Annotated in this window: 15 protein-coding genes, 1 tRNA gene, 1 other RNA gene and 1 pseudogene; 11 read left to right on the plus strand and 7 right to left on the minus strand. The window is 36.2% G+C overall.

Annotation, left to right across the window (positions count from 1 at the left end; genetic code table 11):
- Positions 1 to 381: 381 nt before the first annotated feature.
- The 3 genes from ACMZ6U_RS05380 to ACMZ6U_RS05390 all read right to left on the minus strand — a co-directional run bounded on the left by ACMZ6U_RS05380 (position 382) and on the right by ACMZ6U_RS05390 (position 3557).
- A complete protein-coding gene (locus tag ACMZ6U_RS05380; protein ID WP_416106911.1) occupies positions 382 to 1083 on the minus strand; it encodes an exotoxin beta-grasp domain-containing protein in 702 nt (233 codons plus the stop codon).
- A 735-nt stretch (positions 1084 to 1818) separates the two neighbouring features.
- Positions 1819 to 2505: a hypothetical protein gene (locus ACMZ6U_RS05385; protein ID WP_416106913.1), complete on the minus strand. Its 687-nt coding sequence runs from the start codon at positions 2503 to 2505 to the stop codon at positions 1819 to 1821.
- 440 nt (positions 2506 to 2945) lie between these two features.
- Complete coding sequence (locus ACMZ6U_RS05390; protein WP_416106915.1) at positions 2946 to 3557, minus strand: helix-turn-helix domain-containing protein; 612 nt, start codon at positions 3555 to 3557, stop codon at positions 2946 to 2948.
- Between the two features lie 149 nt (positions 3558 to 3706).
- Here ACMZ6U_RS05390 and ACMZ6U_RS05395 point away from each other — a divergent pair, with 149 nt between their 5' ends.
- From ACMZ6U_RS05395 to ACMZ6U_RS05415, 5 genes and pseudogenes are all read left to right on the plus strand, one after another.
- Positions 3707 to 4147, plus strand: coding sequence for a hypothetical protein (locus ACMZ6U_RS05395; protein ID WP_416106917.1), 441 nt, complete (start codon positions 3707 to 3709; stop codon positions 4145 to 4147).
- 280 nt (positions 4148 to 4427) lie between these two features.
- Positions 4428 to 4853 carry a hypothetical protein gene (locus ACMZ6U_RS05400; RefSeq protein WP_416106918.1) on the plus strand — a complete coding sequence of 142 codons (426 nt, stop codon included), beginning with the start codon at positions 4428 to 4430 and terminating at the stop codon, positions 4851 to 4853.
- Positions 4850 to 5884 (plus strand): replication initiation factor domain-containing protein, encoded by a 1035-nt coding sequence (locus tag ACMZ6U_RS05405; RefSeq protein ID WP_416106919.1) that lies wholly within the window; start codon positions 4850 to 4852, stop codon positions 5882 to 5884. Before ACMZ6U_RS05400 ends, ACMZ6U_RS05405 begins: the two co-directional genes overlap by 4 nt.
- Positions 5885 to 5943: 59 nt before the next feature.
- On the plus strand, positions 5944 to 6132 hold the full coding sequence (locus ACMZ6U_RS05410; protein WP_416106921.1) for a DUF3173 domain-containing protein: 189 nt from the start codon (positions 5944 to 5946) through the stop codon (positions 6130 to 6132).
- Between the two features lies 1 nt (position 6133).
- Positions 6134 to 7260: pseudogene (locus ACMZ6U_RS05415) on the plus strand (tyrosine-type recombinase/integrase).
- 81 nt (positions 7261 to 7341) lie between these two features.
- Here ACMZ6U_RS05415 and ACMZ6U_RS05420 read toward each other — a convergent pair.
- The 4 genes from ACMZ6U_RS05420 to ACMZ6U_RS05435 form a co-directional block, all read right to left on the minus strand.
- Positions 7342 to 7414 (minus strand) — tRNA-Lys (locus ACMZ6U_RS05420).
- Between the two features lie 6 nt (positions 7415 to 7420).
- Positions 7421 to 7616: non-coding RNA, 6S RNA (gene ssrS / locus ACMZ6U_RS05425), on the minus strand.
- Positions 7617 to 7695: 79 nt separating this feature from the next.
- On the minus strand, positions 7696 to 8964 hold the full coding sequence (locus ACMZ6U_RS05430; RefSeq protein ID WP_416106923.1) for a replication-associated recombination protein A: 1269 nt from the start codon (positions 8962 to 8964) through the stop codon (positions 7696 to 7698).
- Positions 8957 to 9451 (minus strand): GNAT family N-acetyltransferase, encoded by a 495-nt coding sequence (locus tag ACMZ6U_RS05435; RefSeq protein ID WP_416106924.1) that lies wholly within the window; start codon positions 9449 to 9451, stop codon positions 8957 to 8959. The genes ACMZ6U_RS05430 and ACMZ6U_RS05435 overlap by 8 nt, the downstream gene beginning before the upstream one ends.
- A 98-nt stretch (positions 9452 to 9549) precedes the next feature.
- On the opposite strand from ACMZ6U_RS05435, the gene ACMZ6U_RS05440 reads away from it, so the two are divergent.
- The 6 genes from ACMZ6U_RS05440 to ACMZ6U_RS05465 all read left to right on the plus strand — a co-directional run.
- A complete protein-coding gene (locus ACMZ6U_RS05440; RefSeq protein WP_416106926.1) occupies positions 9550 to 10020 on the plus strand; it encodes a DUF3013 family protein in 471 nt (156 codons plus the stop codon).
- Positions 10021 to 10032: 12 nt separating this feature from the next.
- Positions 10033 to 11676 carry an RNA-directed DNA polymerase gene (locus ACMZ6U_RS05445; RefSeq protein ID WP_416106928.1) on the plus strand — a complete coding sequence of 548 codons (1644 nt, stop codon included), beginning with the start codon at positions 10033 to 10035 and terminating at the stop codon, positions 11674 to 11676.
- Entirely contained in the window at positions 11666 to 12424 is a 759-nt protein-coding gene (locus ACMZ6U_RS05450; protein WP_416106930.1) for a hypothetical protein, read from the plus strand. The genes ACMZ6U_RS05445 and ACMZ6U_RS05450 overlap by 11 nt, the downstream gene beginning before the upstream one ends.
- A 25-nt stretch (positions 12425 to 12449) precedes the next feature.
- Entirely contained in the window at positions 12450 to 13403 is a 954-nt protein-coding gene (gene prmA, locus ACMZ6U_RS05455; RefSeq protein ID WP_416106931.1) for a 50S ribosomal protein L11 methyltransferase, read from the plus strand.
- The gene (locus ACMZ6U_RS05460; protein WP_416106933.1) at positions 13404 to 14150 is read left to right on the plus strand and encodes a 16S rRNA (uracil(1498)-N(3))-methyltransferase; all 747 of its coding nucleotides are present in this window, start codon (positions 13404 to 13406) and stop codon (positions 14148 to 14150) included.
- Between the two features lie 308 nt (positions 14151 to 14458).
- Positions 14459 to 15301: LacI family DNA-binding transcriptional regulator (locus ACMZ6U_RS05465; RefSeq protein ID WP_416106934.1), on the plus strand; the 843-nt coding region annotated here is incomplete at its 3' end.

Genomic DNA, 15301 nt, shown 5'->3' on the forward strand with positions numbered 1-15301 from the left:
CATTGGCCAAGAATCTAGGCTCAAAAACTTCAAATACTCAAAAACCACACAGCGATTCTTTCATCTTGATTGTTTTCGAGACGGAAATCACTGTGTAGTTTTATTTTGAAGCTAGTTTTTGCCCAGCCTCTTTTCTATGTATAGTTAGATGCCCCCTACAAGTAGAAAAAGCATAATAAAGAAAATTTATAAACAAAAATGGCTAGTAGTATCAAGGAATTTATCAATTTTTGTTTTTTAAAATTAATATAGAAAGTATAGCATTCTAGAACAAATTTAGAACAAAACCTAAGTGATATAAAAAAAGAACATACTTACTTTTTAGAGGATTCAATCTATTTGGAATAGCTTATTGTATAAAAGTTATATTGAAAAATTGAATTAGGAGTCAATTTCTATATCTAAATGCCCAATTTTATCTATATTGAAAGATTTATTGTCTTTGTATACTTTAAAAATACTTTCTTTATCTCTATATCCTACATAGAAAAGATCGAGAGAATATTTATCTGAATCATCATTTGTATGAAAAACTAATTTACCACTTTTGTAGCTAGAACCAGAAGAATATAATTGATGTTGTGATATTAAAAATTTTCTAACCTTTAGATCAATTTCTTGAGCTGTAACTGTTGTTTTGTTAGTTGATATTTCGTTGTAAGGAACAGAGATCTGCTTTCCATTAATCCATAAATTAACAGGGATATTTTTAGGTATTGAAGTTTTTTGGTAGGGTGTTATTCCGCCGTACGTATATGCTGTGACTTTTCCTTCTGACAAGTAGTTCCAATCAAATGGGACGGAGAACACAGCTATTTTATCTCCAGCTTTAAAATCATTGGCTGCATATTCGTCTATTTCGGAGTTAATAAAAAAATCTCTAGCATCTCTAACATCAAGTTTCTTAGTCACTAAGTTATGACTGGTTTTAAAATCAATTACTGTATCTGAATATTCATACACAATCGTACTATAGATATGCCTTAGAAGGGAATTATTATCTACTTCTAATCCAAACACAGGACGAGAAATTATTGCAATGAATATTGAAGTAAAAGAAAAAATAAGTTTTGTTTTTTTCATAAATAGCCTCTTTTCAGGAGTTATTATTTTATTATGTTTTAATATAACACTTTCAAAAGAAATAATCATTAACAATTTTGTAGATATACTTGCTGACTATCAAATGAAAATTGAGACATGATACTAAAAGTGGATTGACGCTTTTAATTAAGCCGATTAGTTATGAAACAAGCAAAAAAGCCTTTAAACAAAGTTTTTTTCATGTATAGTTTATACCCCCTACATGTAGCCAGCTTATTATGCAGGAGCATAAATAGTTGATTTAATAGGGTTTTATAATTCTAAATTTTATTAAATAAGCTAGATTTTTTATGTTTCGCAACAAATTCGCAACAATTTTGTGGAATTATGTTATTAAAATTTTCTCTTAAAACGAGGCTAATCATGAGTGTTAGAAGTATTGTTTTTTAATTTTTAGTTTTTATGTAACAATATTTAAGCATTAACCATGAAATTAAAAATATAAAAAATAAAACACCAAATTTCCCAGTGGAAATCCTAATGGATTCTAGATTAAAGCTAGAAAAAATTTTTATTGGGATGTAAGACATTAGGAATGCTATTATCCAAGTTTTCCAAGAATGTTTTTTAGTACTTAGGAAAATAAGTGATAGAGTTAAACCAATAATGAAAGTATGAATTACAAAAGCTTTTAAGTTGAGTAAGGAACCAATAATCCAATATGAGAGAGACAGGCTACCAAAGATTTCAAAACTACGTTTCAATATCAACATTTTAGTATGTCCTATGTTGGTTTCCTGAGAAGACTTTAGGTGAAGAATAAACTTTCCTGTAGTGTAAACCAATCCATCCGTTTTTATTTGTATCCAAGAAGTCTGCAAGAGCTGATCCACTGATTCCATAAGCTCCCATGTAGCTAAGCATCCAACTAACATTATTAGGGGTTATACCAAAAATTGATGCAACATAAGTAATTAATGCTGAAGTTGGTAATCCTACTGTTGCAGCAAATACGTTCTTTCCAACTGCAATTCCTGTATATTGCCATGGACCATACATCCATGATGGAACTGCAGCTCTAAAAGTCGATGATTCATTAGGTAATTTTTCAGAAACACTCACTAAATCAAAAGTTTCTCGAGAGATTGTTGTTTCTCCATTTAAGAGAGTTCCTTTTTCAATAATTGCTTGTCCTTGGGAAGATGTAGAGGTTATATAGTCCCCAGTTGCTAAGTTTTCTATTTTGGCAACAATGATATTACCATTATTATCCGTAATTTGGATTGTTTTATATCCTGAATCAGTAAAGGTAGTTTTATTTCCTTCTGGATTAGCCTGTTCAACCTGTTCGAAAAGCGGAGCTTGTTCATTTGAAGATAGGGAGTCTGCTTTTATAGAATTAGTAATAAAAAGTCCCAAAAACATAGATATAGATAGTAAAAAATAAACTGTTTTTTTCATAATAATCCACCTTCTCTAATGAAAATAGAAATCTTGAATGATCTATAGTTAAAAACTTTTTTATATTACCACCTCCTAAATAAAGCATTTTTCACATGATTAAACCTCACTCATAGTATATCATTACTCAGTTATAAATAGCAAGCGATTACATGGTTGTGCTACATTGATTTTATGAAGAAGAAGTAGGTAAATACTTAAAGCTACATACTTTTTCTAATATTCTATACTTCATAATAAGTATTTACTGGTGCCTCCATTAATTCATATCATAGTTTCATTGTAAAAAATAACGTTTTTCAAGTACTTGGTAAACTACTAGAAAAATAATTATGAATTTGTTCAATTAGATATAGATTTGTAAAGCAAGTTTAATTAGTATTACGAATAATAACTACGTTTTTTGTATGCTAATCATATTCGAAAATAAAGAATTACTATCATTGGTTAAAAGGTTGATTATTGAGTAAATCTTGTGTTCTTTCAATATATTGCATCTTTTGGTAAAGGTCAGTGATTTGTTCACTTAAACTAATGAGATATTCAATCTGACTTGGTTGAAATGCCAGCTGATAGTCGAACTCACTTCCTACTTTATCTTCTGCTCTAACAATTTTTCCAGTTGGAATATGTTTGTAAAGTTGGTTGTTTGTTGTGGGGTCCAAGATGGGCTCTTTTTTTAATAGGCTACTCAAATTATTGACAATAGAGTAAGTATAGGAGTCAGGATTGTTATAATCCTGTAAGTCTTTAGAAAATGTACGAAAGGTTCTTACGGAATTAAGAATATCATTCGCTTTTTCAACATATTCATCTGTTTCGTAGATGCTTTTCTCTACTTCAATGTCTCGACTTGAACCAAGCAATTCATTTGGGGTTGCGTTAAAAAATATAGCGATTTTTTCAAAATTAGCAAATGTAGGATAGGCTGTTTGATTTTCAATATTAGAAATGGTTTGAGCAGAAATTCCAAGTTCTTGAGCTAATTCTTTTTGAGATAGCTTTTTTTCTTTTCTTAATCTTATCAAATTAGGTGCAAAGTTTTCAATCATAGTATCAACCTCTTTGTAAATTTTTATTTATATTATAACATTTTTATTTATTTAAATATATAAAAATGTTTGACAAGCACAATTGAATAAGTTATAATTTAAATAAATAAAAAAAAATAAATAATAATAAATAAAAATGGAGTAAAATAATGAGATGGTCGGATTATCAAGAAGTTGTTGAAAAGATTGATGGGCTTAATTCTATCTCAACTTTAAAGAAATGGCGATTAAAGATTGAACGACTAACAGATTATCAGTTCAAAGAGGCACGAGTTAGAACTGGCAGAAAGTCATATAGTAAGGTATTTCTCTTTGATGATGGTGACCTCTATAAGCTTCAGATGATTGCGAATTTAAAAAATGAGCTGGGATTAGATAAGGCAATCTTAAAAGCTTATGCCCCGAGTAGAGCTTCTCCGAAACCATTAGCTGTCCAGTTAAAAGAGGCATCGTCTCAAATAGAGTATTTATCTGATAAACTTAATCAGTTTATCAGTGAAAATAAACAATTAGCCCTTAAACTAGAGAGCATGGAGAGACGACTACAGAACTTGGAAATCCCAAAGAAGCGAACACTATTTGGAAAGTAAGGACGGAGCGCACCAGCGACTATGGGCGAGTGGGTAACACGGTAGCCCATGAAGTCGCTAAGGTGCACTACGGTTGAAACTTTCTTAGTAATATTGTTACCCCAATACTAATAGGGGGTACGAACGTACATGAAATGTGTCTTAATCCCTTGATACGTCTGGGGGTATGGTAAATTAGTTCAACTAAACGCTGTAATCCCTTGGGAGATTAAGGTTGATAGGAAAAATTGTGTACGTTTAGAAAAGATACCCCGCTTATCTACAAGAAGGAGATAAATAGATGACTTACAATTTAACAGATAGCAGCGTCAAACTTGGTGAATTGAACCTTGATAAAAGTCAATTTGCCCTACCTAAAAAAGCAAGTATTCTTTCTGCCAGAGTGAATTATGTGCATGAGACTATTAACGGAGAATCTGTCTCCACTGACCAAATTGCCAAAGTTACTTGCCAAATCCAAGACGCAGACAAGGTAAAAGCCCTAAAAGAAATGGGGATTAGTGTTGAAGATTTAAAAGCAATCACTCTTGAAATCCATGATAACCTTGATAAAGTCGTGAAATTAGCTAAAAATGATGGGCTTATTGATAAGACTGTGGAACCCGTTAATCCCCAAGTACGCTTGATGTGGCATATATCTCGTCGAGGTTGGGCTGGTGTGAAGCTAGTTGCTACTGATATTAAAGTCCTAGGAGATTGGCCATGACCAACAGCGTGAGAATTGACTACTTAGCTGTCACGGTTAAACAGGTCTCCCCAAAAGAAGTTATTGAGAATATTTTAGCAATACCTCTTGATAACTTCTCTCTAAATGATTGGGGAATCAATAAGTATCAGAGACATTATGCTTGTTCTGATATCAAGGTTTACTTTAATAAGAATTGGCAAAGCAATATGGGAATTTATATCGAACTAAAAGGGCATGGATGCCGTCAGTATGAAGAATTTCTATGTGGAAATGAAAATAACTGGGTAAGCCTTATTCAGCGCTTATACACATATTCTGTCAATTTTACGCGGATTGATATTGCTAATGATATTTATGACCGCTCTATATCTGTTCCAGTAATCTATGCTTATTGTAAACGTGGCTTATGTATCTCTAGAGCACAATACTTTGATTACCATGAAAAAGGTGTCTTAGAAACAGGAGAAAGAGTTGGTGAAACAGTTGCCATTGGTTCACGAGGAAACCAACAGTGGTGCATTTACAATAAGCTTATGGAACAAGAGGGAAAAGGAAAACCAGTCCTAGAGAAACAGTATTGGGTGAGAGCAGAATTGAGGTGCTGGCAAGAGAAAGCTAACATCATTTCTTATCAGATATCCTTACAACGTCCTTTAGTTGCTATCTACTTTGAAGCTATCAATGGACATTATCGCTTTGTTACTCCAAATGGGACAGATAGTAATAAACGGCGCCGTCAATCTGTCAAATGGTGGCTAGATTATATCGGCACGGCAGGAAAAACGATATTGAGCGTCAAAAGAACTAAGCCAACCTTGAAGCAATCAGAAGCATGGACAGAGAAACAAGTTGCTAAGACCTTGGCAAAACTTTATATTGCTAAATATGAGGCTTATGATGGTAAACAAGCAGATAAATACTTACAACACCTGATTCAAAAAGGCTTGTCAAAGTTGACAGATAATGATGAGAAGGATATTACACAATATATCCGAGAACAGCAAAGTGCTTACCATTGGGGCATTGAAAAAGACGACTCACCGCCATAGTAAGTCGTCATTCATAAATTAACTACGATTATTATACCATAGAAAGAGAGAAAATTGTGATGGAAATTCAAAGTACGATTTCAAATAAAGAATTAGTTCAACTTGGTTATCGCAAGGCTACTGCAGACGCTATTATTCATGAAGCTAGAGAATTACTAGTTTCTCGTGGATATACCTTTTATGAACGTAAACGATTGATGGTTGTTCCAAAAAGTGTTGTCTCTGAGGTTTTAGGAATGGAGCTATAAGATGGCTTATATCGCATACAATCAACGTGGGAAAAACGTTTATGGTCATATACCATTCGTGAAGGAAATAAGAGTCTTGATTATAAGAGTGGATTTAAAACCAAGAAAGAAGCCAAATTAGTTGCGGAGAGGATATTACATAAGATTAATACTGGAAGTGTTCTGCGACCTGACATGACTCTACCTGAATTATATCAAGAGTGGTTAGATTTGAAAATTTTACCGAGCGATAAAAGTCAGCAAACCAAAGATAAATATCTAATGCGTAAGAAAACTGTTATTCGATTGTTTGGTAGTAAGCCTGTTTCAAAGATTAGAGCCAGCGAATACCAAAGAATTATGAATGCTTATGGTCAAACCGTTTCTAGAAACCATTTAGGGCGCTTGAATAGTAATATCAGAGCTTGTATTAAAATGGCAATTGCAGACAAGGTATTTATAGAGGATTTTACAGCTTCTGTAGAATTATTTTCATCAAAACAAGGACAAGATAGTTCGGATAAATATTTACATACAGAGCTAGATTATTTAACGGTTCTAAGGTATTTGAAAGAAAAATGGGATTATCATAAGTCAATTGTTCCTTATGTCATTTATTTTCTCTTTAAAACAGGTATGAGGTATTCAGAATTGATAGCTTTAACATGGCAAGATATTGATTATAAAAGGGAAATGATTAGTACCTATAGACGATACAATACCTTGATTCATAAGTTTACGCCACCTAAGAATAAATCATCAATCCGAAAAGTTCCGATTACAAGGGAACTGGTGGATATTTTAAAAAGTTTAAAAAAATATCAAACTAGAACCAACAAAGAGTTAGGTATAACAAATCCAGATAATATGGTCTTCCAACATTTTGGTTATGAAAAGGGTGTACCAGATATTGCAACTGTTAATAAAGCTATGAAAATAATGCTTACTGAACTTGATATTTACCCCATTATCACAACAAAAGGTGCACGCCATACTTATGGTAGCTATCTTTGGCATAATGGGATTGACCTTGGTGTTATTGCAAAAATATTAGGACATAAAGATATTTCTATGCTAGTTGAAGTTTACGGACATACCTTACAAGAAAAAATTGATGAGGAATTTCTAGCTGTTAAACATTTATTATAAAATCGCAACAAATTTCGCAACAAATTGATTTTAGAACAAGCAAAAAGCCTTTAAACAAAGGCTTTTTGCTGTTGAGTTAGATGCCCCCTACAGGGCTCGAACCTGTGACCCATGGATTAAGAGTCCACTGCTCTACCAACTGAGCTAAGGAGGCATAAAAGAAAAAGCTGTATTGGTACCGGTGATCCACGGCTTGTATTGAACCCGCACAATCAAGCAGGTGGGTGACTCGTTCTTGACTTTAGCTGCTTCCGCGTGTAAACGGCCTGCATGCTGTCAAGAATCTTTCGTCTCCCGAAAATACAAAGAATTAGTCGGTCAATACTTAGATGTGAATTCGTATACCACAGCAATGTCTTTCTATACTCTTATGATACCACTTTATTTTTAAATTTCAAGGGAAAATCATCATTTTTTTGAAATCGTTTTCTATTGTTACTTAGATAACTTGTCGATACGATTTTTGTTAGCTCCTAGGGCACGTTCGTATTTTCCAGTTTCGTTGGCGTCAAAATAATTGGCATTTTTGAGCTTGTCTGGTAGGTATTGTTGCTTAACCCATTTCTCTGGGTAGGCATGAGGATACTTATAATCTTGGGCATTTCCCAGTTCTTTACTACCAGCGTAGTGGCCGTCTCGGAGGTGTCTCGGGATAGGTAAATTCCCAGATGTACGAAGGTCAGCTAGGGCAGCATCCATAGCCACATAAGCCGAATTAGACTTGGGTGAAAGAGCTAAGTCAATAACGACGTTAGCAATCAAGATTCTCGCTTCGGGGAACCCAATCCGCTGTGCAGCTTCCAAGGCTGTCACGGTGTGGATTTGAGCTTCAGGATTGGCCAAACCAATATCCTCGTAAGCAATCACCGTCAAACGGCGCGCCAAACTCGGCAAATCCTCAGCTTCAACCAGACGAGCCGCATAATGGAGACTGGCGTTGACATCAGAGCCACGGATAGACTTTTGCAGGGCAGACAGCACGTCATAGTGGCCGTCCCCGTCCTTATCCATGGTAATATAGCTGCGCTGCAAACTATTTTCGACCGTGTCTAGGGTGATATGACGACTCCCGTCAGCTTCTTCCTGTGTCGACATGACAGCCAGGTCTAAGGAATTGTAGGCAGAGCGTAGATCTCCGTTAGTAGCTGTAGCGATAAAGTCCAAGGCTGCGCTATCCAAATGTACGTTGAACGCGAAGCCTCGCTCCTTGTCAGAGATAGCTGTTTGGATGGCTGACTTGATGTCATCATTGTCCAAGGGTTCCAGCTCAAAAATCTGAACACGGGAGCGAATAGCGGGTGTGACTGAAAAGAAAGGGTTCTCCGTTGTGGCACCAATCATGATGATGTTGCCATTTTCCAAAAGGGGCAGGAGGAAATCTTGCTTGGTTTTATCAAGGCGATGAATCTCGTCGAGAAGAAGGACGAGACCACCAGAAAACTTGGCTTCCTCGGCGATTTCTTGCAGGCGTTTTTTAGTATCGACCGTGGCATTAAAAGTCCGAAAAGCATACTGAGTTGTTCCAGCAATAGCACTCGCAATAGAGGTTTTTCCGATTCCGGGAGGTCCATAGAGAATCATGGAAGACAGCATGTTAGCCTCCACCATACGACGGATGATTTTTCCCTCGCCAACCAGATGCTCTTGTCCAATCACTTCTGAAATATTGCGCGGTCGCATGCGTAGGGCTAAATTATCAGGCATTAAACTCCTCCAAGTCGTAAGAAAACATCAAGTCATCCACATAGTCCCCGTTGATGAGAAAGGTTTCTTTGAGGCGGGCTTCTTGGGTAAATCCTAGTTCCTCATAGAATGTCACGGCTTGATGATTGGTGCTGAGGACATGGATGATGACCTTGCGATAGTTATCGGCTAGCGCTTCTTTGAAAAAATAGTCAATCAAGGCCTGTCCAACGCCTTCACTACGTTTATCAGGGTCAACAGCGATGCCAAAGGTGACGATGTGTTTTCCCGATTCAAAAGGATAGAAAGTGTGAAAGTCCAAAACACCTTTCACAAGACCATCCTCGTCTTCGGCGATTAAGTATTTGGTATTTTGCTCATACTTTTCGATGACTTTATTAGCATCTGAAATCGGTAGAGGAGCAGGTGTTGATTCAGCAGTCCAGACTTTATTTTCAATAGACACGATATCCTCAACATCATCCAGTGTCATGTAGCGAATCTTCATTTTTTGTGCTTTCCTTCGGTTAAATTATGTTAGAATTATTATACTATAAATAATGAGACGAGAAGTGATTTTAACATCCTTCTTGAGTGAGGAAAGACATGGCTAAGTTCGGATTTTTATCGGTTTTAGAGGAAGAGTTGGAAAAGCATTTGGATGTGGATTTTGCCATTGACTGGGACAAGAAAAATCACGCTGTTGAGGTGGTGGTGGTTTTAGAAGCGCAAAACCAATCAGAGGTTGAAGTCATTGATGATGCGGCAGAAGTATCTAAAGAAGACATCGTCTTTGAAGACTTTGTCCTTTTTTACAATCCAGTCAAAAGCAAGTTTGATCCAGAAGACTATCTGGTAGCCATTCCTTATGAGCCTAAAAAAGGTCTGTCACGTGAATTTCTAGCCTATTTTGCTAAAACCTTGAATGAAGTAACAACAGAAGGCCTCAGCGACCTCATGGACTTCCTCCAAGACGATACCATCCCGGAATTCGCTCTAAAATGGGATCAAGAAGCCTTTGAAAAAGGCAGAGCAGACTTGGAAGAAAAAGAATGGCACGGGTATCCGAGGTATTAGGGTGAGTAATACGTGAAATATAATCAATCTATACTGGAGATGACTGCTTCAGAGGCTAGAGAATTTTTTTTAAAACCACAATCATATTTTTCAGGTAATTTACCAAGTTATTTTGATTTTGAATCTGTGCTATTGGAAGCGAAGAGACTTTTGGAGAGTGCCACTTTATCAGAATTGACAGGAGAGGGAAAGTCTTTAGAGTTTGAGAGAAATTTAAACTATAAATTGATGGTTAATAAAGATGGGAAGTATGCTTGGAGACAACTTCAAATTATCCATCCGGTTTTGTATGTTGATTTAGTTAATCTTGTTACGGATGAAGGTAATTGGAACCATATTATTAATAAATTTAAGACTAACCATAGCAATCATGGTCATATAATTAAATGTATTTCCATGCCTAGAACTCCTAGACAAGAAGGCAAAGAATTACGAGACACAGTTCTAAATTGGTGGGTAAATTCAGAGCAATCGTTAATAAAAAATGCATTGGAGTATGATTATTGTATTCAAACGGATGTGACAGACTGTTATCCTTCATTTTATACTCCCACCATTGCTTGGGCGCTTCACGGAAAAGAAGAAGCGCTTTTGAATAAGGATTTATTTGGTTATAAAATAAATTCAAAAATTCAAACTATGCAAGGAAATAATGTTTGCGGTATACCACAGGGGAGTGTACTGATGGATTTTATTGCAGAAATTATTCTAGGTTATGCAGACAGCTGTTTATATGAGCAATTAAAAAAAGCAAATTTATTGTCAGATAATCTTATTTTTAGGTATAGGGATGACTACAAAATCATGTCGAATAGCTCAGAAAAAGCAAATAAGATTATGCGTATTGTTTCGGAAGTCTTATATGAAATCAATCTGAAAATAAATTCTGCGAAATCCTATATGTATGACGATATTATTTTAGATGGTATTAAGCCAGATAAATTATATTGGACTACACAGTATGAAACATTTGTAGGATACTTTCCTAAATTAGAGGAATATAAACAATTGATAAAAGAAATTCAAGATGATGAAGATGATCAAATTGATGATTTTTATGATCAGAAATTCGCTAAAAGGCCATATTATAAAATATCTATTCAAAAGCATTTACTACAAATAAAAATTTTAGGGAAAAAGTTTCCAAATTGTGGGCAATTAAAGAAAGCTTTGGCAGATTTATATAAATATCGAATTTATAACATGTCAAAAAAATCGACCGATTTAGAACAGTTAATCAGTATTACTACTCAAATAATGCGAGAAAATCCAACGTCAATTCAGCATTGTATTGTAATTATAAGTAAGTTACTAAGTTTCATAAGAGATGATAGTGAGAGAGTATTCGAGATACTCGAAAAAATATTGGCAAAGTTTTCAGGAAAATCGAATACTGATATTGTTGAGATTTGGCTTCAGAGAATAGCAATTGTGGCAGGAAGTGAAATTTTATTTAAACCAAGAATTTGTCAATTTAAAGACAGCAATAATTTTCAACTATGGAATTCTTCATGGATGAAGAAGAAATATCAAATATCAGATGGTGCGATTATAAATAATCTCGAGTTGGATCAACTATCATATACCGTACCAATTAGTGAAGTTGATAATTTCTCGAATGATTATCCTGATAGAGAGGATTTAGATGATGATTAAGACGAACAACACCGACTTATATTTAAGAGTAAAAAAACTCGATAAAATATTAAAAGTCACTTTTTATATTAACTTTTTAATAACATTTTTGCTTATTGATTTTCAAAATTCAATAATGATTATTATACAAATTATTGTGACTTTGGGAACTATAGCTACAAGCTTTATCAGAGATTATTTTATTTTTCCAAGTGCTGAAAAAGGTAATTTAGAGAGAAATATGGGTCAAGCATTTGGTGTTGCTTTGCGAAGCGAAGAAATAGTAGGTTATTATGATAATGATATTTCCCCTTCCTTAAACAAATTTGTTTTCAACAGTTTTGAGAATATGCTATATACAAAAATTATATTAGAGAGGATGCTCTTTAAAGAAATTATAAAACTCATAATATATATTATATTTTTTATCATATCGATTGTTATATTATTCGATATTAAAACTGATGAAAAGTTGAATGTATTTCTATTTGTTATTCAAACAATTTTTTCAACTCAATATATACTAGGAACAATAACAAATATAGTATATAAAAATCGAGTATCAGATTTATACGAAAAATTTTATTTAGAATTTAAAAGTGAAGATACTAACATTCACACACTATTGGCTTGTGTTATTGAGTATGAGGTACTTAAATCTTCACAGAAAACAATGCTTGATAGTAAAATATATGAAAAACAAAAAGGTGAAATTGCGGAGAGGTGGACTGAAATAAAAAATGAATTTGGCTACAACCTTTTAAAATAAAGCCATGAGGAATGAAAGGAATAATATGAACACTTGGAATGAATTAACGATTACTATTCACCGTGAGGCTGAGGAGGCGGTGTCTAACCTCCTGATTGAAACGGGTAGTCAGGGGGTTGCGATTAGCGATTCGGCTGATTATATTGGTCAGGAGGACCGCTTCGGCGAGCTTTATCCTGAGGTGGAGCAGTCGGATATGATTGCGATTACGGCTTATTATCCTGACACCATGGATATGGCTGCGGTAACCCAAGACCTTCAAGCAGCTCTTGATAGACTAGCTGAATCTGGGGTGACACTTGGGGATTACTCGCTGGATTCAAAAGAATTAGCCGAAGAAAACTGGGCTGACAACTGGAAAAAATACTACGAGCCTGCTCGTATCACCCATGATTTGACCATTGTGCCATCTTGGACGGACTATGAGGCTAGCTCTGGTGAGAAGGTCATTAAGCTGGATCCGGGTATGGCTTTTGGGACGGGAACTCACCCAACGACTAAGCTGAGTCTCTTTGCCTTGGAACAGGTGCTGCGTGGTGGTGAGACGGTGCTTGATGTGGGGACAGGTTCTGGCGTTTTGTCTATCGCGAGCTCCCTTCTTGGTGCCAAGGAGATTTTCGCCTACGATTTGGATGATGTGGCGGTACGCGTGGCGCAGGAAAATATCGACATGAACCCTAACATGGAGAATATTCATGTAGCAGCGGGTGACCTCTTGAAGGGTGTCGACATCGAGGCAGACGTCATTGTTGCCAACATTTTGGCGGATATCCTCATTCACTTGACGGACGATGCCTATCGCTTGGTTAAGGATGAGGGCTATCTCATCATGTCTGGTATTATCGCTGAAAAGTGGGATATGGTTCGCGAAAGTGCTGAGAAAGCTGGCTTCTTCCTTGAAATCCACATGATTCAAGGTGAGTGGAATGCTTGTATTTTCAAGAAAACCGATGATATTTCCGGTGTGATTGGGGGCTAAATGCAGCAGTATTTTATAAAAGGAGCGCCTGAAAACCCTGTTACCATCACCGACAAAGATACTATCAAGCACATGTTTAACGTCATGCGCTTGACAGAGGATGACGAGGTTGTTTTGGTCTTTGATGACGGTATCAAGCGTTTGGCCAAGGTTTTGGATGCTTCGGAACATTCGTTTGAGCTGGTCGAGAAATGGCTTGATGATGTGGAATTACCAGTTCAGGTCACTATAGCATCAGGTTTCCCAAAGGGGGATAAGCTTGATTTGGTCACGCAAAAAGCGACAGAGTTGGGAGCAAGTGCTATCTGGGCCTTTCCAGCTGACTGGTCCGTGGTCAAATGGGACGGCAAAAAATTAGCTAAAAAGGAAGAGAAATTAGCTAAAATCGCTCTAGGTGCCGCAGAACAATCCAAACGCAATCGTGTGCCAGAGGTCAAACTCTTTGAGAAAAAAGCTGATTTTCTACGTTGTTTGGGTGACTTTGATACGATTTTCATCGCCTATGAAGAGTCTGCTAAAGAGGGTGAAATGGCTGTCTTGGTGCGTGAATTAAAAGACAGCCAAAAGGGAGCTAAGATTCTCTTTGTCTTTGGACCTGAAGGTGGTATCTCACCCAAAGAAGTTGAGGCTTTGGAGGCTGCAGGAGCTCTTAAATGTGGCCTTGGTCCTCGGATTATGCGAACCGAGACGGCCCCCCTTTATGCCCTATCAGCGGTCAGTTTTGCGACAGAGTTGTGGCAATCATAGGATAGGAGAGGGAGAACAGAAGTTCCCTCTCTTTTATTATGTCTTATGACAGAATAACTTGATCTGATGACGTTAGGTACTAAAATATTTTTGTCTCAGCTGACTGATAGGTTAGTAGTTGTTAAATCTGGTTTTAGACGGCGTTTCAAGTCTAACTTTTATGACTACTTAGATTTTATCAGAGTATTCTGCAAATTTTAAAATATCTGTGATTTCTATTTTCAAAAGTTGACAAGCACCTTTGAAAACGCTATCCTAAAAACGATACATTTTCAGAAAATAGAGAGTTTCAAAAGAAAGAGGTTTTGATGGTTACCATAAAAGATGTTGCCAAACTTGCAGGTGTTTCGCCTTCTACAGCCTCAAGAGCGCTTCATGATAATCCTATGATTAGCCCAGCCACTAGAGAACGTGTTCGTCAGGCGATGATTGCGTTAAACTATTCCCCCAATTTCTCAGCGCAAAATCTAGTCAAACAGCGCTCGAACACTGTTGCCATTGTTTTGCCAGTCAGAGAAAGTCCTCAGATACTTGGAAACAATCCCTTCTTTATGCAGATTATTCAAGGGATTACAGGTGTTTGTAGCCAACAAGGATTTATGGTGAGTTTGGCGACTGGGAAAACGGAAGCTGACTTGCTGGCTAGTGTACAGGTTTTGATGCAGAGTGGTCGAGTGGATAAGTTTATTTTTCTTTATGCTAAAAAGGATGATCCTGTCTATCAAGCGGTTAGGGGAAATGATGATACATCTTGCATTATCGTTGGGCATGATGAAGCGAAGTCTCACGATAAGACTTACTTCGTTGATACAGATAATGTTAAGGCTGGCTATGATGCGACGGATTTCCTTTTCCAAAAGGGCTATCAAAAACCAGTTTTTATCTCTACCGATTTGAGTGAGACAGTTCAAGAGTCCCGTTTTGAAGGTTATCAAAGGGTGATGGCGGAGAAGGAGTTGTCAGGATTAGCTGTTAACTTAAGAGGGGATGAAAGTGATGGTAGGCGACTTGATGGCTTTTTAGAAGATTTGGCTGAGGCAGATGCTTTTGTTTGTTGTGATGATATGACAGCTATCTATCTCATTCGCCTTTTGAAGGAGCTGGAACGATCGTCGTCCTTTGGTTTTATTAGCTTTAATAATTCTCTTCTA

It is taken from the genome of Streptococcus pluranimalium (assembly GCF_047785745.1).
In the GTDB taxonomy this organism is placed as follows: Bacteria; Bacillota; Bacilli; order Lactobacillales; family Streptococcaceae; genus Streptococcus; species Streptococcus pluranimalium_B.